Source organism: Sporosarcina sp. FSL K6-3508 (assembly GCF_038615825.1).
Lineage (GTDB): Bacteria > Bacillota > Bacilli > Bacillales_A > Planococcaceae > Sporosarcina > Sporosarcina newyorkensis.
Genome location: NZ_CP152016.1, coordinates 1,971,670 through 1,990,708, shown reverse-complemented (window position 1 = coordinate 1,990,708; position 19,039 = coordinate 1,971,670). Strand labels below are relative to the sequence as shown.

At 40.6% G+C, this 19,039-nt stretch carries 19 protein-coding genes; 17 read left to right on the top strand and 2 right to left on the bottom strand.

The annotated features are described in order from the left end of the window. Window positions 1-21 precede the first annotated feature (21 nt). Window positions 22-654, bottom strand: a complete 633-nt coding sequence (locus tag MKX97_RS09790; protein WP_342535870.1) for a DUF1232 domain-containing protein — start codon at window positions 652-654, stop codon at window positions 22-24. A gap of 238 nt (window positions 655-892) precedes the next feature. Between MKX97_RS09790 and MKX97_RS09785 the strand changes: the two genes are divergently transcribed. Then, window positions 893-1,528: an HD domain-containing protein gene (locus MKX97_RS09785; RefSeq protein ID WP_342535869.1), complete on the top strand. Its 636-nt coding sequence runs from the start codon at window positions 893-895 to the stop codon at window positions 1,526-1,528. Between the two features lie 299 nt (window positions 1,529-1,827). After that, window positions 1,828-2,556, top strand: coding sequence for an MOSC domain-containing protein (locus MKX97_RS09780; RefSeq protein ID WP_342535868.1), 729 nt, complete (start codon window positions 1,828-1,830; stop codon window positions 2,554-2,556). 102 nt (window positions 2,557-2,658) lie between these two features. Here MKX97_RS09780 and MKX97_RS09775 read toward each other — a convergent pair whose 3' ends face one another. Beyond that, window positions 2,659-2,898 carry a hypothetical protein gene (locus MKX97_RS09775; RefSeq protein WP_342535867.1) on the bottom strand — a complete coding sequence of 80 codons (240 nt, stop codon included), beginning with the start codon at window positions 2,896-2,898 and terminating at the stop codon, window positions 2,659-2,661. Between the two features lie 214 nt (window positions 2,899-3,112). Here MKX97_RS09775 and MKX97_RS09770 point away from each other — a divergent pair, with 214 nt between their 5' ends. The 15 genes from MKX97_RS09770 (at window position 3,113) to MKX97_RS09700 (ending at window position 18,911) form a co-directional block, all read left to right on the top strand. After that, the gene (locus MKX97_RS09770; RefSeq protein ID WP_342535866.1) at window positions 3,113-5,071 is read left to right on the top strand and encodes an aconitate hydratase; all 1,959 of its coding nucleotides are present in this window, start codon (window positions 3,113-3,115) and stop codon (window positions 5,069-5,071) included. 21 nt (window positions 5,072-5,092) lie between these two features. Next, a complete protein-coding gene (locus tag MKX97_RS09765; RefSeq protein ID WP_009497528.1) occupies window positions 5,093-5,269 on the top strand; it encodes a hypothetical protein in 177 nt (58 codons plus the stop codon). Between the two features lie 19 nt (window positions 5,270-5,288). Further along, window positions 5,289-6,134: an MBL fold metallo-hydrolase gene (locus MKX97_RS09760; protein WP_009497527.1), complete on the top strand. Its 846-nt coding sequence runs from the start codon at window positions 5,289-5,291 to the stop codon at window positions 6,132-6,134. Window positions 6,135-6,295: 161 nt separating this feature from the next. Then, window positions 6,296-8,293, top strand: coding sequence for an acetoacetate--CoA ligase (locus tag MKX97_RS09755; RefSeq protein ID WP_342535865.1), 1,998 nt, complete (start codon window positions 6,296-6,298; stop codon window positions 8,291-8,293). Window positions 8,294-8,428: 135 nt separating this feature from the next. Next, window positions 8,429-9,070 carry an SIMPL domain-containing protein gene (locus MKX97_RS09750; protein ID WP_221836525.1) on the top strand — a complete coding sequence of 214 codons (642 nt, stop codon included), beginning with the start codon at window positions 8,429-8,431 and terminating at the stop codon, window positions 9,068-9,070. A 238-nt stretch (window positions 9,071-9,308) separates the two neighbouring features. Then, window positions 9,309-10,310 (top strand): substrate-binding domain-containing protein, encoded by a 1,002-nt coding sequence (locus tag MKX97_RS09745; protein WP_078816801.1) that lies wholly within the window; start codon window positions 9,309-9,311, stop codon window positions 10,308-10,310. A gap of 18 nt (window positions 10,311-10,328) precedes the next feature. After that, window positions 10,329-11,285, top strand: a complete 957-nt coding sequence (locus MKX97_RS09740; protein ID WP_078816800.1) for a sugar kinase — start codon at window positions 10,329-10,331, stop codon at window positions 11,283-11,285. Window positions 11,286-11,363: 78 nt separating this feature from the next. Beyond that, window positions 11,364-12,368 (top strand): TRAP transporter substrate-binding protein, encoded by a 1,005-nt coding sequence (locus tag MKX97_RS09735; protein ID WP_342535864.1) that lies wholly within the window; start codon window positions 11,364-11,366, stop codon window positions 12,366-12,368. Window positions 12,369-12,440: 72 nt separating this feature from the next. Beyond that, entirely contained in the window at window positions 12,441-12,923 is a 483-nt protein-coding gene (locus MKX97_RS09730; protein WP_342535863.1) for a TRAP transporter small permease, read from the top strand. Next, window positions 12,920-14,194, top strand: coding sequence for a TRAP transporter large permease (locus MKX97_RS09725; protein ID WP_078816797.1), 1,275 nt, complete (start codon window positions 12,920-12,922; stop codon window positions 14,192-14,194). The genes MKX97_RS09730 and MKX97_RS09725 overlap by 4 nt, the downstream gene beginning before the upstream one ends. Window positions 14,195-14,209: 15 nt before the next feature. Beyond that, the gene (locus tag MKX97_RS09720) at window positions 14,210-15,229 is read left to right on the top strand and encodes a zinc-binding alcohol dehydrogenase family protein (RefSeq protein WP_342537502.1); all 1,020 of its coding nucleotides are present in this window, start codon (window positions 14,210-14,212) and stop codon (window positions 15,227-15,229) included. 12 nt (window positions 15,230-15,241) lie between these two features. Then, window positions 15,242-15,874 (top strand): bifunctional 2-keto-4-hydroxyglutarate aldolase/2-keto-3-deoxy-6-phosphogluconate aldolase, encoded by a 633-nt coding sequence (locus tag MKX97_RS09715; RefSeq protein ID WP_342535862.1) that lies wholly within the window; start codon window positions 15,242-15,244, stop codon window positions 15,872-15,874. Continuing rightward, the gene (gene uxuA, locus MKX97_RS09710; protein WP_342537501.1) at window positions 15,874-16,944 is read left to right on the top strand and encodes a mannonate dehydratase; all 1,071 of its coding nucleotides are present in this window, start codon (window positions 15,874-15,876) and stop codon (window positions 16,942-16,944) included. Before MKX97_RS09715 ends, uxuA begins: the two co-directional genes overlap by 1 nt. A 2-nt stretch (window positions 16,945-16,946) precedes the next feature. After that, window positions 16,947-17,783, top strand: a complete 837-nt coding sequence (locus MKX97_RS09705; RefSeq protein ID WP_342535861.1) for an SDR family oxidoreductase — start codon at window positions 16,947-16,949, stop codon at window positions 17,781-17,783. A 159-nt stretch (window positions 17,784-17,942) separates the two neighbouring features. Beyond that, the gene (locus MKX97_RS09700) at window positions 17,943-18,911 is read left to right on the top strand and encodes a hypothetical protein (protein ID WP_342535860.1); all 969 of its coding nucleotides are present in this window, start codon (window positions 17,943-17,945) and stop codon (window positions 18,909-18,911) included. Window positions 18,912-19,039 lie beyond the last annotated feature (128 nt).

Sequence of the window (19,039 nt, the reverse complement as noted above, 5' to 3'; positions counted from 1 at the left end):
TATCACCTGCTAACTTGGTTATTAATTCTTATTTACTGTGCTGGAAGCAATCTGAACAGCGATCGCATCATCGATATAGCCAATTGCGAATAAATAATCCGGTATGGCATCGATCGGGGCAATGAAATATAATAATGCACTGCCAATAATAGCAATTTCTCGTTTACTTCCATTTTGAGCTTTGAACCTGCCGAATAAGTATTTTAGCTGATCCATGAATGGTCCCGTTCCGCCGGTGCTTTGGAGTTTCTCCTCAAAATCATTCAGAATACGATTCTTGCCTTCTGTCGTTTGTGAATCGTCTTTGTACTCTGCCAGTTGTTTTTCTACATTAGAAATGGAAATAGTGGCGGAGAGTTGATCAGATATATCCAAGAGGTGTTGTATGGTTTTATCGTCAGCAAACGTTGATTCTTTTTTGTTTTCTATAGAATAGCCTGCAGCTTCCAATAGTTTCGACAACGGGATATCCAAAACAAATGAAAACTTCTCTAGATGATCAAGAGTCGCTTTACGTTTGTTGTTGATGATTCGAGAAATCGTAGCTGTGTCAATGTCCGTACGTTCACTTAGTTTGCGCATGGACAATGAATGTTTTTTTAAAGTATTTCGTAATAAATGCCCGATCGACAGTGTTTCAAATTCATTTGACATAAAACCAATCTCCTTTACAGAAAAACTGGAAGAAATTAAATGATCACCTAACGGCTTACATTGTAAAGAATTTTAAAGTAGTGTTGACAATTTGTCAACATGTGTAGAAAAATATTGCAGTTTGTTGGAAAATGCATTGAAATTCACTTGTTATTTTGCAGTAAGATTTCTTTTCATGAGATGTCAAATGTTTTTTCTGGTACGCTACAACATAGGATATAGAACTGTATAGAAAGGAATGGATAATTTGAAAGAAATGATAGTGAAATGCAGACAGATGGTTGAAATTATTTATAATAAATATGATGCGAGTCACGATCTAGATCATATTGATCGCGTGATGAAAAATGCAGAGAAGATCTTGCTTACTGAACCAACTGCTGATGAGCTCGTCGTTCGCTTAGCTGTTCTTTTGCATGACATAGAAGATGCGAAATATGAATCATTGCATGAGGCTACAACGGTAGAGATGCTCAAGCAAATTGGTGCTTCAGAGGACTTATCTGCGAACGTAATGTCTGCAATTGAAAGTGTGTCATTTAACGGAGGGCATTCGAAAGAGGTTACTTCTATTGAAGGGGCTATTGTCAGAGATGCGGATCGGCTGGATGCAATCGGAGCAATCGGTATTGCGAGGGCATTTGCTTTTGGAGGGGCGCGGGGCAGAAAGTTATACGACTTAGAGGAAGAAGCTCGCAGGAGTATGTCGGCTTCTGAGTACCGTTCAAAAGAAACAGCTTCTGTTACGCATTTTCATGAAAAGTTGCTATTGCTTAAGGATTTGATGGTAACAGAAGAAGGAATCCGACTGGCGAAGGAACGACATGATTTTATGGTTTTATTTTTAAATGAATTGAAGAAGGAGATTGAGTAAAAAGAATAGTTTGAAATTCAATTCCTTTTCTGGTCTTCATTTGGTAGAATAAAGAAAACAGCTTATTTTGTTCTATCCTGTGAAGAAAAAGGTGAGTACTTGGATAAAAATAATAGATTATTTATTATTACATTAATTGCAATTGTACTCTTTACATTGGGTGGTTTTGCAATGCAAAAAGGTTTTATTACATTTTAAGTGTCTTGTTTCATTCATTCCTCAGGGTCCTATGGTCGGTTCATCGACCAAGGGCTTTTCAACGTATCCTGCAATCATCAATGAAGGAAGGAGGGAATCAGATGAATATATATCAAAAACAGCCTGCAGAAATAGCGTCTATTTTTGTTGGGAAACCAAAAGTGATAGGGCAGCAAAATACAGATCATCCGATGGAACGTGAATGGAAAACCTCCATCTTTAAAGAGCCTTTTAACGGACAGATCTTTTTAGGAATGACCAATCTGGAAGGGGATGAGCAGGCGGATTTAAAACACCATGGGGGTCCTGAAAAAGCTGTGTTTTCCTATCCATCCGAGCATTATCATTATTGGCAAAACAAGCTCTGTAATTCGGAAATCAAGCCGGGCGGCATGGGAGAAAATTTCTCTACTATTAATTTGCAGGAATCTGACGTTGCGATTGGTGATATCTATGAAGTTGGGGAAGCCGTGATACAGGTGTCCCAGCCGCGTCAGCCATGCTGGAAGCCTGCCCGTAGATTCCGTATACAAGATTTGGCTGTACTTCTGCAAAACTCAGGCCGCACGGGTTGGTATTATCGTGTTCTCCAGGTGGGCTTTGTCGGGGCGGGTCAGACATTTCAACTGAGAGATCGTGTCGCTCCAGAATGGACAATTGAAAAATGTAATCAGGTCATGCATATAGAGCGAGAGAACTTCGAAAAAGCTGCTGCACTTGCAGCAGTTCCTGAGCTTGCGACCAATTGGAAAAAGACGTTGCTGAATCGAATTGAAATGAGAAAGGCTGAGGATATTCATAATCGAGTGTTCGGTCCTAATGTCGAGTGATATTCTTCGTATTTACATTGCATGATGTACAACAGGTCAATATAGTAAGCAATCCAAGCTGAAAACTTTTTTGTATTCAGCTTATTTTTCGTTGCAATGGATTTAACGTTGCTGTTTTTTTAACCGTTCTACTTCTTTCATTAAATATTCAATTTGCTGTTGCATCTCCAATTTATCCGGATCATTCGCTGATTCAGGTTCTTTTGAAATTTGCTGTAGTGCTAAGTAGGCGGAAAACGTGGTCAGTGCATCGCCAAGAAACCCGAAAGCTTCACCAAGAAAAGCGATTTCCGCAATTTGTTTATCGCTAACACCTTCGTTTTGAAAGAAGTCATTATCCACCCAAATAACCCCCCTTATTCTTTTATCTATTATATGAAAAGCCAGCTAATTGAGTTCGAAATAGAAGTGCTATAGTACATACTAGTTATGCTGAAACTGCATAAAACTCGACTTGAAAGGGCAGGCTTTTTGCATGTCCGTTGTTCGGGTGTTTAGAAAGCAGATTTTGGGTATACGTTTTAAATAGTATGACTCTTTGAAAGGGCGGAGTATAGTGGCTTTAAATGTTACACAAAAGCTAATTAAATCACATTTAATTTCCGGGGAAATGAAACACGGAGAAGAGATTGGATTGAAGATTGACCAGACACTTACACAAGATGCAACCGGTACAATGGTGATGTTAGAGCTGGAGGCAATGGGTGTAAAGCGTGCACAGACAGAAGCATCCGCCCAATATGTAGACCACAATGTCATTCAAGTAGACAACAAGAATGCGGATGATCACTTATTTTTGCAGAGCGCCACACAGCGATTTGGATTGTATTATAGCCGACCTGGCAATGGAGTTAGCCACCCTGTACACATGCAACGGCTTGCAAAACCTGGGAAGACCTTGCTGGGTTCGGATAGTCACACTTGCGCGAACGGTTGTATGGGGATGCTGGCGATGGGTGCAGGCGGTTTGGATGTCGCGCTGGCGATCGCCGGCAAACCCATTTATATTAAAATGCCACAAGTATGGGGTGTGAGATTGACTGGTGAATTACCTGATTGGGTAAGTGCCAAAGATGTCATACTGGAAATGTTAAGGCGTTATGATGTCAAAGGCGGCGTAGGTAAGATCATTGAATATTATGGCCCGGGGTTGAACCATCTAAGTGCCATGGATCGGCATGTGATTGCCAATATGGGGGCTGAATTAGGTGCCACCACGACTGTCTTCCCATCAGATGAAGAGATAAAACATTTTCTAAAGACTCAGGGGAGAGAAGAAGATTGGACAGAACTTACAGCGGATAAAGGCGCAACTTATGACTTGAATGAAGAAATTAATTTATCAGAACTCGTTCCCTTAATCGCTAAGCCTTCAAGCCCCGGAAATGTTGTTCCTGTATCTGAAGTTGCCGGTACACCCATTTATCAATCATATCTCGGTTCCTCGGCAAATCCGGGTTATCGTGATTTTGCTATCGTATCTGAAATTGTTAAAGGGAAAAGGGCGAAACAAGGTGTTTCTTTCGATGTTAACCCAACTTCCAGACAACTCCTAACTGATTTAGTTAAAGAAGGGCATATCGCCAATCTTCTTCAAGCGGACGCACGGTTGCACCAAGCTGGCTGTAATGGCTGTATCGGTATGGGACAAGCCCCAGCGACTGGGCGGAATAGCTTACGGACAACACCGCGGAACTTCCCGGGCAGATCGGGAACACTCGAGGATAGCGTGTTTTTGTGTAGTCCGGAAACAGCTGCAGCATCCGTTCTGAATGGAGAAATTACAGATCCGAGAACTTTGGGTATGCCGTATCCGCTAGTAAAAGACCCGGAAACGCCTACCGTGGATACGAAACTATTGACAGAACCATTGCCATATGAGGAAGCTCGAAAAGTGGAACTATACAAGGGACCGAATATCGCGTTGATTCCGGAGATGGATGAATTAAAAGACGAACTTGAAATTCCAATATTGCTAAAGATGAATGATAATATTTCAACCGATGAAATCCTCGCAGGAGGAGCGCGTGTCTTGCCTTATCGGAGTAATCTTCCTGAAATCAGTAAATTTGCATTTGAGATAATCGACCGTACCTATTACTCGCGAGCCAAAGCAAGTACTTTGGAAGGCGGACATGCCATTGTCGCAGGTTCTAACTATGGGCAGGGCTCGAGTCGGGAACATGCCGCTCTAGCACCAAGATATCTTGGTCTACGGGTAGCATTAGTAAAAGACTTTGCCCGCATACATTGGCAAAACCTAGTTAATTTTGGTGTACTTCCATTAACCTTTGTCGATCCAGATGATTATAAGTTGTTAGAAAATGGAGACGTTCTTCAACTTAGTAATTTACGTGAAGCGGTGAAGAGTGCAAAAGAATTTCTGATTGCCATAAAAGGGAAAAATCGTCAAATTCTTGTTCGACACAGCATGTCGGAGAGGCAAATTGATGTCATGCTCGAAGGTGGCATGATTAATTGGGCAAAAGCTCGACAAGATGAGACGCATGTTTAATTAAAGAGGGGGTATTATAAAATGGTTGATCGAGAAAGTACATGTAAGGCATGTGAAGGTGCAGGAATGTTAGCGGACGATGAAGGTTGGCAATATGCCTGCAGTGTCTGCCGAGGTAAAGGAATTCTTCACTCTGCTGTTTCTGCAGAGGAAGCAAAAGTCATGGAAGTAGACCACAACAACCGATTGTTAGATTAATGGACAGGAGGCTACAATAATGGAAAGAAGTTCATCAACTGAGCGTTTTCAACCGGTTACTTCAGAAAAGAGTAATCAAGGTGTAGAGGTAACGCCTGACCTGTATTGTCATACGATACAAATTGTGAACATCATCTTTTATGGTAAACCTGACGAGGGAGATTGGGTCCTGATTGACGCAGGAATGCCTAAATCCGGGAAAAAAATTGTGGAAGCCGCAGTTGCACGGTTTGGTTCTCACCGACCTCCAAAAGCGATTATCATGACACATGCACATTTCGACCATGTGGGTGGATTGATTGATGTATTGGAGGAATGGAAAGACGTCCCGGTTTACGCCCACGAGCTTGAAATGCCTTATATTACGGGTAAGCAAGACTATCCACAACCTGATACTTTGGTAGAAGGTGGCATGGTAGCCAAAATGTCTTTTATGTTTCCAATCGAAGCCGTAGATATTGGAGAACGGGCGCATGTCTTACCAACTGATCATTCTGTACCGTTCATGCCGGGATGGAAATGGATCCATACGCCGGGTCACTCAACAGGACATGTATCACTATTTAGAGAATCAGATCATGCGCTGATTGCAGGAGATGCATTCGTTACAGTGAAACAGGATTCACTTTACAAAGTGTTTACCCAAGAACTGGAGATGAACGGTCCACCACGCTATTTGACTCCCGATTGGGAAAGTGCAGAACAATCAGTCAAGTCATTGGCTGCTCTCAAACCAGAAATTGCGATTACAGGTCATGGCGTACCGGTTACGGATGCTTCATGGCTGCAAATAGAATTAGACAACTTAGCCAATCGGTTTAAAAATGTAGCTGTGCCCAATTATGGTAAATTTGTCGATGAATAATTGAAAAGCTTATCTGCAGACAGGATGTACTGCAGATAAGCTTTTTGGTTTGAAAACAAGAAAACCTTGAATTGACGAACTATTAAAACAACAGTAGTATAGTTAATGAAAGCGAATACATTCAGTTTGTATATAGATAAGCTACAGAGGGAGGAATCGGGATGGCGATAGAAGGAACAATACTTTGGAAACCAAGTGAATCCTACAAAGAACAAGCGAACATTACACACTATATGAATTGGTTGCAGGAAGAGAGAGGATTAGAGGTCTCTGACTATAACTCACTATGGCAATGGTCTGTAAATGAACTAGAGGATTTTTGGGAATCGATATGGAACTACTTCGCTATTGATTCAGCTTCTCCTTATAAACAAGTACTAGACACGAAGAGAATGCCGGGCGCTAACTGGTTTTCGGGATCAACACTAAATTACGTGGAGCATATTTTCCGACAGGGCGCTAATGAGAAAACTGCGATTTTTCATGAATCTGAAATTCGTCCGCTCGGAGAAATGTCATGGGGGACATTTAAAGAGCAAGTCGTGACCTTAGCGACGAAATTACGAGAGATTGGGGTCAAACCTGGAGATTGTGTAGCTGCCTACTTGCCGAATATACCGGAAACCGTTGTAGCAATGATGGCTACAATGAGCATCGGTGCGATCTGGTCAAGTTGTTCACCGGATTTTGGCAGCAGAAGTGTGCTGGATCGCCTTCAGCAAATCGAACCGAAGCTATTGTTGACGATCGATGGGTATCAGTATGCTGGTAAAACCTTTGATCGGCGTGAAGAGATTCGTGACATTGTAAAGCGTTTGCCAAGTGTTCAGCATGTGATTCATGTACCATATTTATATGCAGAAGAACAGGTAGGACCTACGAAAGATGCGTTAATCTGGAATGATGTGATCAATGAGCCCGCAGCAGTCTCGGTAGCCCAATTTACATTTGAAAAAGTGCCATTTGACCACCCTCTGCAAATTATGTACTCATCCGGCACGACAGGAATTCCAAAAGCGATTGTGCATAGTCATGGCGGAATTTTATTGGAATCATATAAGATTTTAACCTTCCATGCAAACTTGACTCCGGATAGCCGCTTGCTCTTTTATACAACGACAGGGTGGATGATGTTCAATATATTAACGAGTGGATTGCTTACAGGTTCGTCTATCATCCTGTATGATGGGAATCCGGCTTATCCATCGATCGGAAAGTTGTGGGAGTTAGCAGAAAAGACGAAAGCTACTGTCTTTGGTGCCAGCCCGATGTACATTAATTTAATGAAGAAAGCAGGCCTAACGCCAAAAGAGCAATATGATATTTCGGCTATTGATTCCATTATATTAAGCGGCGCGCCGGCAAGTCCAGATGTCTTTGAGTGGATTTATCAGAATGTGAAAGACGATTTATGGCTTTCCTCTCAAAGTGGGGGTACCGATATTTGTTCGGGGTTCGTGTCGGGTGTACCGACAGAGCCGGTATACGCGGGAGAAATGCAAGTCCGCGGCCTTGGCGTAGATGTCCACGCATTCTCCGAAGCAGGAGTTTCTGTCGTGGATGATGTTGGGGAATTAGTTGTACTGCAGCCGATGCCGTCCATGCCGATTTATTTTTGGAATGATGAACAAAATGAGCGGCTTCTGGAAAGCTACTTTGACACGTATGAGGGAATTTGGCGGCAAGGAGATAATTTGAAGATAACTTCGCGGGGTACTTGCGTAATTTACGGTCGGTCCGACTCTGTATTAAACCGCAACGGGGTCAGGATGGGGACAAGTGAAATTTACGCGTCGGTAGAATCACTCGAAGGAATCCAAGATAGCATTATTGTGAATTTAGATTTACCGGATAGCCGATCGTATATGCCATTATTTATCGTGGTAAAAGAAGGGGTTTTATTCGACGAAGAATTAAAGTCGAGAATTAATAAAAAGATAAGAGAAGGTGTTTCGCCGAAGCACGTACCGGACGCTATTTTTCCAATCCAGCAAGTACCTTATACACTTACCGGTAAAAAGATGGAAGTGCCTATACGAAAAATAATTACGGGGATTCCAGTAGAGCAAGCAGCAAACCCGGATGCTATGGCGAATCCAGGGGCGCTTGATTATTTCGTTCGCTTCTCTGAAACCTTGAACGCACCTGTTGAAGGATGAACCGATAAAAGAGCTGAAGTCTTTATGATTTCGGCTCTTTTCTATATGATTAAAAGCTGTTTTCACGATTTGCTTAGTATGAAAGGGACTAGCTGACGCATAGCAATGTATTAATAGAAAAGGAGAGTGATGGAAATGTATAATGCGTCTTATCATGATCAGCAAAGCCGTTCCATAACTGTTTGGGGGGAAGGGGCGGTGAAGGTAACTCCCGACACCGTTCATATTATTATGATGGTCAATTCGAGAGGAAATGAATTAAATGAAATTCAGCAAGAAAATGCGGATCGGATGAACAATGTCATCAGCTCATTGGTCGCTATGGGCGTCCCGGAATCCTCTATCCAAACGATCGATTATCAGATTCATCCTGTCTATGATTACGTGGATGGCGTACAAATCTTCAAAGGTTATGAAGTCGTCAATACAATACGCGTTACAATCAGTGAAATTTCACGTGTAGGTGAAGTGGTGGACACTGCTGTTTCGAATGGTGTGAACCAAATTGGCTCAATCCAATTTACGATCCAAGATCAAAGCGAATACTATCAAAAAGCTCTTGCGCAGGCACTGCAAGACGCCGAAACAAAGATGGTGACGATCGGTTCTTCGCTAAAGCTGCCCAATCGACCAATTCCAGTGAAAATTGAAGAACAACATGTTGCACAGCCGGTTGCCTTTCGTGCTGTTACGATGGCGGAAGCAGGGGGGACGCCGATTGAGTCGGGAACGATTACGGTGAGTGCTAGTTTGAAGGTTAGATATCAAATGGTTTGATCATGGGAATAGGAAGCAATACATGCATAACAACCACTGTTTATAAATAAAAGTTAAAAGCCAATATTTACGAATATAAACTTGTCTGTCTTTCGGTATTAGTTAGGCAAGTTAATATTCGTTTTTAAATATTTTAATAATATGAATAATAACTATTGATTTTGAAAACGTTTGCATTTATACTTTTACTAAATCGGTTTACTAAACCGGTTTAGTAAAAAGAAAAAGGTGAAGTGAAATGAAAGTGACTATGGCTGATGTCGCAAAAAAAGCAGGCGTCTCCAAAAGTACTGTTTCACAATTTATTAACAATAGATTTGAATTTATGGCGGAAGCGACCAAAGTAAAAATCGAGGAATCTATTGAAGAGCTGGGTTACATACCGAACAATATGGCGCGAAGTTTGAAAAAGAAAGAATCTAACACTATTGGTATCATTGTTGCAAATATCTTGCACACGTTTTCGAATGAAATCATTCGTGCGATAGAGGATGTATGTGAAGAACAAGGGGTTCATGTATTTGTTTGCAACGCGGATGATGATCCTAAGAAAGAACGTTCGTATATTAAAATGCTACAGGCAAAACAAGTAGACGGTCTAATCATTTTTCCAACAGTAGGAAATGAAGATGTCTACGCAAGTTTACGTAAGTCCAATTTTCCGATCGTATTTTTGGATAGAAAGACAGAAGGAGCTTATTACCCTACGATCATGTTGGACAACCACAAAGCTTCGGAAATTGCAATTAATCAATGTGTGAAAGCAGGCAAGATGAAAATAGCTATTGTTTCAACTTCTATTAAACGAAAAGTAGTCCCTCGGATCGAACGAATTGAAGGATATAAGCGACGAATGAAAGAGCTTAACTTGGCATATGAAGAATCCTGGATAGTTGCAACTGAACGGACAAAAATAGTGGAAGATCTTGACAGACTATGGTTGGCAGATGAAAGACCAAATGCTTTTTATGCGATTAACGACTTAGCTCTCATGGAATTAATGAAATTCATTAAGAAAAACAGCTTAACTATTCCTCAGGATGTTGCTGTGATTGGTTTGGATGACTCTCCTTTCTTGGAAGTTTTTACACCCCCCATTACCGTTATCACGCAGCCGACTTTTCAAATGGGTAAAGAAGCAGCGCAACTATTGCTAAAAATTATTCAGGCGAAAGATATTGAGGATGATTATGAGGTTATGAGACACATACCTCGTTTATTAAAAAGGGAGTCTGTTTAGAAATAAGGAGTTGGGAATATGTCTAAAAATTTTAATGTATTAACGATAGGGGATTCAATGATAACGATGAATCCTTTTACCACAGGCCCTATGCGATTCGTCTCTACTTTTGAGCGGAAAGTCGGCGGCGCAGAACTAAACTTCGCTATTGGATGTGCAAGACTTGGTATGAAGAGTAAATGGATTAGCCGTTTGGGAGAAGATGAATTTGGACGAGTGATTTACAATTTTGCGCGAGGTGAAGGTATTGATGTATCAGAAGTTGATTTTGTAGAAGGTTATCCAACGTCCGTTAACTTTAAAGAGATTAGAGAAAGTGGAGATGGAAAGACATTTTATTATCGTCATCAGTCACCTATTCTAACACTGAAGCCTGAAGATATTAATGACGAATGCTTGGATTCTGTTGATCTAGTACATATTACAGGAGTATTCCTAGCAATCGATCCACAAAATCTAGTAATTACAAAAAAACTTATCTCATTAGCGAACAAAAAAAGTATTCCGGTTTCTTTTGATCCCAATATTCGTTTGAAGCTTTGGACAATAGAAGAAGCGAAAAAAGTGTATTTTGAACTATTCCCACATATAGACATCTTATTAACTGGTTTAGATGAAATTGACACCCTTTTAGATGGAAGTTCAGAAGTATCATTGACCAAATTTGCGGAAAAGTACGGAATTTCAGACTTGGTTATTAAAGATGGAGCTTCTGGTTCTAGGTTGTATCGAAGTGGTCAATGGTTCTCAGCACCAGCATTTAATGTTCCCGTTGTCGACACAGTGGGTGCGGGAGATGGTTTTGATGCAGGATACGTGTACAGCTACTTGCATAACACTGAACCAGAGCAGGCTTTGCGATTTGCTAATGGCGTTGGTGCACTTGTTGTAACCGTTTCAGGAGATAATGAAGGTCTTCCATATTTGAGTGAAGTGCAGTCATTCATTCAAGGTGAAAAAGAAATTGAGAGATAGAGACTACTGAAAGGGGTGATTGAGGAAATAATGCTAGGTATGTCGGAAGTAGATTACAACTCTAAAGGAGAGAAAAACATGAGAAAATTTAAATGGATTGCAGGTTTAATGATCGCAATGTTGATGTTAGCGGCTTGTGGATCAGATAATGCAGAAGAAACAGCAGGTGGTAAAAGTGAGAAGGTTATTAAATGGAAACTAGGTCACTTAGCAGACGAAAATCATATTTGGCATAAAACCGCAGAGAAATTTGCAGAGTCCGTAAAAGAAAAAACAGACGGACAAATAGAAATTGTAATTTACCCGAACAACTCTTTGGGTGGAGAAACAGATACGATCAACTCGATTCAAGCTGGATCTGCCGATATGGTTGTTTCAGGGGAAACACTGCAAAACTGGGCTCCAAAAGCTGCTTTAATGGCTGTCCCTTATGCGTTTGACGGTATTGATCATGTGAAAAAAGTGGTTGAAGGCGATATAGGAAAAGAAATTGAAGAGCAGATTATGGATAAGGCAAAATTAACACCTCTTTATAATCATCTGAGAGCGCCACGTAATCTAACATCAGATAAAAAAATCGAATCATTAGCTGATCTAAAAGGTTTCACAATGCGTGTGCCAAATGTCCCTCTATTTTTAAAAGTGTGGGAAGCAGCAGGAGCAAAACCCCAAGTTATCGACTTTAACGAAGTATTTACAGGTTTGCAGCAAGGTGTCATCATGGGTCAAGAAAATCCAGTAGACTTAATCCAAAGTGGCGGTCTATATGAAGTACAGAAATATGTCAATCGTACTGAACACGTGTATTCTTGGATTTATGTATTGGTTGGAAACGATCAATTTAATGCATTAACTGAAGAACAACAAAAAGCCGTAAAAGACGCTGCAGCTGAAGCACAAGAATTCGGTGATTCATTATATGATGAATCAATTGAATCAATTGAGCAAGATTTAAAGGAAAAAGGAATGGAGTTTGTTGATGTAGATCGTCAGGAATTTAGTGATGCGATGTTACCAGCAGTTAAAAAGTCATTATCTGACGAGCAAAATGAAGTACTAGACAAAATTCTTGACGCGAAGTAATACAGAAACCAAAAGGTACGACTAGTCCATACCTAGTTGTGCCTTTCCTTAAGAAAGGAATGAATCACAGCCATGTTGAAGTTAGTGGAACGCATATTAGGCACACTTTCAATTTTGAGCTTTACTGGCGTTATCATTGTAGTGACAGTTCAAATTCTGTCAAGATTTCTGCCGTTTTCTTATGTCTGGACAGAAGAATTGACACGTTACTTATTCTTATTTGCAATTAGTTTCGGAACACCTTTAGCTTTGATGCGCAATGAATATATTAATGTTGATTTGTTGATTAATAAAATGAAAGGCAGTGTCAGAAAGTTTTATGATATAGGAATCTATATCGTTATTTTAATTTTAACTCTTGTGATTGCGAATGAAGGGTACAAATTTATGTTACTAGGACACAATCAACAAGCAGCAACACTACCAATTCAGATGTCGGTTGTACATGCGTCAATCTTTTTGATGGGTCTGTTCATTTCAATATTTTCAGTCATAAAAATTGTTAAATTAATACAGAATAAAGAGCCTTACGTAGATGGGAGTGAAGAAGAATGATGGCACTAGTTTTATTCCTATCTTTCCTAGTTTTGATATTTATAGGAGTGCCTGTCGCTTTTAGTTTAGGTTTATCTTCATTATTGTATTTATTCCTTAATGATATGTCATTTTCGATCATCCCTCAAAGAATGTTTGGCGGACTAAATTCATTCGTCTTACTTTGTATTCCTGGCTTCATTTTAGCGGGGAACTTGATGAACGCGGGTGGCATTACAGACCGGATCATTCAGTTTGCGAATAACTGTTTTGGTCATATCCGAGGTGGTCTTGGACTTGCTAATGTAGGGTCTTCAATGGGCTTTGCGGGTATCTCAGGAACGGCTCTAGCGGATACTGCAAGTATTGGTGCAGTAATGATACCGGCTATGAAAAAAGAGGGATATGGAGCAGGCTTCTCTGCAGCTGTTACTGCGTCATCTTCAACGGTCGGTCCAATTATTCCTCCATCCTTACCTATGATTATTGTAGGTACACTTGCATCTGTCTCGATTGGGGACCTTTTTCTAGCAGGTGCACTGCCAGGTATTCTCTTAGGTCTGGGCTTGATGATTCCAACCTACATTATTTCGGTCAAGAGAAATTATCCTAAAGGTGAACGGAAATCATTCAAAGAAATAACGAATAGTTTCTTGGGTGCTTTTTGGGCGTTATTTATGACGGTTATTATCTTAGTTGGAATATTAGGCGGTTTCTTCACTCCAACTGAAGCTTCTATCATTGCCGTTTTATATGCACTTGTCATTGGAATCTTTGTTTATAAAGAACTTCCTATTAAGAAAATACCAGAAATCATGTTATCTTCTATGACTAGCACAGCATCTATTATGTTACTAGTAGGGTTTGCAAACTTGTTTGGTTGGATTATGGTTAGTGAACAAATCCCGCAATTGGTTGCGAGTACGATTCTAGGGATCTCGAGCAATCCGATCGTCGTGATTATCTTAATCAATGTTTTGCTTCTATTTGTCGGTACTTTTATGGAGACGATTGCCGCACTCGTAATTCTCTTCCCTGTATTGCTTCCTGTCGCTATGGAAGTCGGAATGGATCCAGTGCAATTCGGTGTCATGATGGTATTGAACTTAGTAATCGGGTTGACTACTCCACCAGTAGGGGTATGTTTGTTCGTCGCTTCACAAATCGGAAAAGTTTCTATTGGAAAAACTACGAAAGAGTTGCTGCCATTCCTAGGGGTCAGTTTAGTCATCTTATTATTAGTGTCATTTGTGCCTCAGATTACATTGTATTTACCAAGTCTATTTAAGTAGGTGAAGGAATTGAAAGTGAAAGCAGTTCAAGTACCAGAAGCACATAAATTAGTGATTATCGAAAAAGAATGTCCAAAAATTAAGGATAGTTTTGACGTACAAGTGAAAGTGAAGCGAGTTGGAATTTGCGGATCGGACATGCATATTTTCCACGGCACCAATCCTCTTGCAACGTATCCACGCGTGGTAGGTCATGAGGTAGCTGGAGAAGTGATGGCGATCGGTGACTCCGTTAAAACTGTTCAGGTAGGAGATCATGTAGTGATCGAGCCGATCTCATTTTGCGGGAAATGTTATGCATGTAGAAAAGGTCGTCAAAACGTATGTAAATATTTATCTGTTTTCGGAGTACATGAAGACGGTGGAATGCAGGAAGTAGTTGTGCTACCTGAATGTCAAGTCCATCAAGTTAGCAAAGACTTAGATTGGGATGAAATTGTTTTGGCTGAGCCTTACACGATTGGTGCTCAGGCTGTCTGGCGCGGTAAAGTTGAGGCGGGTGATACGGTTTTAATCCAAGGTTGTGGCCCGATAGGTATTTGCATCTTAAAGTTAGCAAAAATAGCGGGTGCCATTGTCATGATGACGGATTTAGATGAAAAGAGACTGCAATTCGCGAAAGAAAATGGTGCAGACTATATTTTAAACGCTGGTAATGTTTCAATTGAGGATGAAGTCATGAGAATCACTGAAGATGAAGGCGTAAATGTTGTAATTGATGCAGTATGTTTGCCATCAACTTTTGAACTAGGTATTCAGGTTGCTTCACCGGCAGGAACAGTTGTCGTTCTAGGTTTTGATGAGCGACCAAGTTCAGTTTCACAGCTGCCTATTACGAAAAAAGAATTAACAGTAGTTGGTTCGCGTTTACAGACTAATCAATTTGAAAAAATCATTACGTTATTAAATGAAGGAAAACTTACACATAATGGATTGATTACACACAAGTTCAACTTGGCGGATGTTCAAGAGGCCTTTGACTTTATTGAGAAGAATCCAGATCAAGTTCGTAAAGCATGTATTATTTTTGACTGAGGAGATGAGAAAATGCTTCCAAAACATCAAGTGATCCAACATTTACTAGAACAAAAAGTAGTGGCAGTCATTCGTGCTTCTCATGCTGAAGAAGCGATTGAAATTTCGAAAGCTGCCATTTCTGGCGGAATCACAGCGATTGAATTAACTTTTACGACGCCATCTGTCGAGAATGTTTTCAAGGGATTATCAGCTGAACAGGCAGTGATTGGAGCTGGAACGGTCTTAGATGCTGAAACAGCTCGTATCGCGATTTTGTTTGGCGCTAAATTTGTTGTGAGCCCACATTATGATGAACAAATTGCGAAAATGTGTAATCGCTATGCCATGCCTTATTTACCAGGATGCATGACGATTAAGGAGATGAATAATGCAATGGAAGGCGGTTGCGATATTCTGAAGTTATTTCCGGCGAATCAATTCCAACCTTCAATTATATCAGCGTTTAAAGGTCCGTTGCCATATACAAACTTCATGCCTACAGGTGGTATTTCTTTAAATAATTTAGAAGAATGGCTAGATGCAGGAGCTGTAGCAGTCGGTATTGGAAGTGATCTTACAAAAGCTTATGCAACTGGTGGAGAAGAAGCAGTACGAAAACTTGCTGAAAAATATATTGAAAAATCAAAGGGGGGTAAGTCATGATGAATATCACCTTTCGTTGGTATGGCCGCGATAACGATACCGTTTCATTAGAACAAATAAAGCAAATACCTGGGACCAAAGGTATTGTTTGGGCATTGCACAATAAACAAGCTGGCGAATTATGGACAGAAGAAGAGATTCAAAATGAAGTTGCTTACATCCATTCACATGGTTTTCATGCAGATGTAGTAGAAAGCGTTAATGTTCATGAGTCAATTAAACTAGGATTGCCTGAACGAGATCAATTCATTGAGATCTACAAGCAAACGATTCGGAACTTATCAAAAGCAGGTATCAAAGTAATCTGTTATAATTTTATGCCGGTTTTTGACTGGACGCGTTCCGACCTGCATCATCCGCTTCCGGACGGTTCAACTGCACTGTTTTATGAAAAAGCGAAGGTAGAAGGGATCGATCCGGCAGAGCTTGTGAAATCTATATCCGAATCTTCTACTTTAACAATGCCTGGTTGGGAACCGGAACGACTTGCAAAGATTACTGATTTATTTGCAGCCTATAAAGAAGTCGATGACAATAAGTTGTGGGAAAACCTAGCATACTTTTTGCATGCAATTTTACCGATTGCCGAAGAATGTGATATTCAGATGGCGATTCATCCGGATGATCCGCCATGGTCTATTTTCGGTCTGCCACGTATTATGACAGGCGGAGATAGCTTGGAAAAACTGTTGGCGATCTCAGACTCTCCTTCAAATCGTATTACTTTCTGTACTGGTTCTCTTGGAGCCAACCCAGAAAACAATATGGTGAAGTTGGCAGAGAAGTATGCAAAATATTCTCCATTTGCTCATGTTCGTAATGTGAAAATCTTTGAAAATGGTGATTTTATCGAGACTTCTCATCTCACAGAAGATGGTTCAATCGATATTGCAGGCGTGGTCCAGACTTTAGCTGATCAACAGTATACAGGATATATACGTCCTGATCATGGTAGGCATTTATGGAATGAGGATTGCCGACCTGGATATGGATTATATGACCGTGCACTCGGAATAATGTATTTGCTTGGGCTGTGGGATGCATATCATATGAAAAATGGGGTGAAGTAACTGTGCACAATATTCACCACAAATTACACGATAAAGTTGCGGTAGTGACAGGTGGAAGCGGAGTGCTTTGTTCAGCGATGGCATTTGAGCTCGCGAGACAAGGCGTGAAAATTGCGATTGTCAACCGGACTCTTGAGAACGGTCAGCTCATTGCGGACCAAATTCAAGAAGCAGGCGGACAGGCTATAGCTGTTGAAGGGGATGTACTAAACCGAGCTTCTTTGGAAAAAGCGAGAGAGCAAATTCTTGCACACTTTTCTAAAGTAAACATATTAATTAATGGAGCAGGTGGTAATCATCCTGATGCTATAACTTCGGAAGAGACATATAGCGGGAAAGAAGTAGATCAGTCTTTCTTTGAATTAGATGAGTCGGGTTTCTCTAACGTATTTGCAAGCAATTTTACAGGCACCTTTTTGACCAGCCAAGTATTTGGAAAGGCTTTGTTGGAACAGAAGTCTCCAGTAATTTTGAATGTATCATCGATGAGTGCTTTCTCTCCAATGACGAAAGTGCCCGCTTATAGTGCAGCAAAGTCAGCGATCAATAATTTCACGATGTGGATGGCAGTGCATTTTGCTGAATCCAATTTACGTGTTAATGCAATCGCACCTGGATTCTTCTTGACGAATCAGAATCACGATTTATTGATTGACGCAGAAGGAAATCACACAGCACGATCCCAAAAAATATTAAACAACACACCGATGAAACGTTTCGGAATACCAAAGGATCTTCTCGGCACGATGTTATGGTTAGTTGACGAGTCGTATTCAAGCTTCGTTACAGGCATTACAGTACCAGTTGATGGTGGCTTTATGGCGTATTCTGGTGTCTAAATATAGGATAAATAACGCAAAGAGAGGAGAATTGTTCTTCTTTGCGTTATTTGGGTTTAGAACTAAACAGGTGGATTCAAGAGGACATATATGACAGCCCCCAACTGGAATCCTAATCTGCCCCTGTGCTATAGTAAAGTTAAAAGGCAGGTGAATGGATTGCGGAAAAAACCTAAACGAGTAATCCAGAAGGGGAATGTCGTAGTATTCCCAGGCACCTTGGAACGATTGCATAGAGAAGGAAGAGAAGCGATGGAGCGGGATCTTCATGTCGAAGCCATCGAGCACTTTGAGACGATCCTTGATATTGATCCCGAAGAAACTTCCATTCTTGACTTGCTGGCCATTTCGTTATACGAGACGAAGGATTTTGAACGTGCTAAGGGATATGCGCTTCTTGCTATCCAAAATCAATCGGGTGATTACATAGAAATATTGGAATTGTATTTATCGATTTCAATTCAACTGCGGCAGTATGAAGAAGTTGAGTTGACGATACAAGGTTTAATGGAAAAACAGATGATTCCACAAGACAGCATAAGGAAATTTCAATATTTGCGGGAATTAAATAATCGATTAGCTAATCGTTATATAGAAGATTCTACGCTTGAAGAACCTGCCATGGAGCTTGACGATTTTCTTCAAATGACAGCTCATGAACAGCAAGATTTTCTTTTGTCCTTGCAGAATCAACAACTGAAACCGTTTGTGCCTTTGTTGGTTGAACTTGTTCAGTATGAAGACAGTCTTCCCGTTGTAAAGACCTATGCGCTTCTTTTGCTGCAGCAAAATGGTGTGGAAGAAAGACTATATATAAGGAAGTATCATTTTGAGACAGAGACGATTCCGACAAGGCTTGTGTCGCCTGAGGATGATTTATTTATCAATGAAGTACAGTTTATTGCGAAATCACGATTTGAAAAAGATCCGACGGCCAGCGAGTTGGCGATGAATTTAATATTGAAGTACGGTATTATGCTTTATCCCTTTCATTGGGGTCCTTATACAGCAGAAGAAGTGGCAGAGGCATATGTCGCCTACACCAAACATTTATTGTATGGAAAAACGGTAGATGAAACTTCCCTGCTCCAATTCATCCGCTCTGTCGATGAAGAAATGGACGGCTGATGAGGAAATTTTGTTGAAAGATGATTAGACTATGTTATACTAAAATGGTTGTCAACTGCTTATCTGTCTCCACTGTAATTTTCGCTAAATAGCATGGCGGGGAACAATCTATTAGTGGTGTCCAGATA

Coding starts and splice junctions, on each gene's coding strand:
- MKX97_RS09790 (WP_342535870.1), bottom strand. CDS start 654: ATGTCAAATGAATTTGAAACACTGTCGATCGGGCATTTATTACGAAAT.
- MKX97_RS09785 (WP_342535869.1), top strand. CDS start 893: ATGGATAATTTGAAAGAAATGATAGTGAAATGCAGACAGATGGTTGAA.
- MKX97_RS09780 (WP_342535868.1), top strand. CDS start 1,828: ATGAATATATATCAAAAACAGCCTGCAGAAATAGCGTCTATTTTTGTT.
- MKX97_RS09765 (WP_009497528.1), top strand. CDS start 5,093: ATGGTTGATCGAGAAAGTACATGTAAGGCATGTGAAGGTGCAGGAATG.
- MKX97_RS09760 (WP_009497527.1), top strand. CDS start 5,289: ATGGAAAGAAGTTCATCAACTGAGCGTTTTCAACCGGTTACTTCAGAA.
- MKX97_RS09755 (WP_342535865.1), top strand. CDS start 6,296: ATGGCGATAGAAGGAACAATACTTTGGAAACCAAGTGAATCCTACAAA.
- MKX97_RS09750 (WP_221836525.1), top strand. CDS start 8,429: ATGTATAATGCGTCTTATCATGATCAGCAAAGCCGTTCCATAACTGTT.
- MKX97_RS09745 (WP_078816801.1), top strand. CDS start 9,309: ATGAAAGTGACTATGGCTGATGTCGCAAAAAAAGCAGGCGTCTCCAAA.
- MKX97_RS09740 (WP_078816800.1), top strand. CDS start 10,329: ATGTCTAAAAATTTTAATGTATTAACGATAGGGGATTCAATGATAACG.
- MKX97_RS09735 (WP_342535864.1), top strand. CDS start 11,364: ATGAGAAAATTTAAATGGATTGCAGGTTTAATGATCGCAATGTTGATG.
- MKX97_RS09730 (WP_342535863.1), top strand. CDS start 12,441: ATGTTGAAGTTAGTGGAACGCATATTAGGCACACTTTCAATTTTGAGC.
- MKX97_RS09725 (WP_078816797.1), top strand. CDS start 12,920: ATGATGGCACTAGTTTTATTCCTATCTTTCCTAGTTTTGATATTTATA.
- MKX97_RS09715 (WP_342535862.1), top strand. CDS start 15,242: ATGCTTCCAAAACATCAAGTGATCCAACATTTACTAGAACAAAAAGTA.
- uxuA (WP_342537501.1), top strand. CDS start 15,874: ATGAATATCACCTTTCGTTGGTATGGCCGCGATAACGATACCGTTTCA.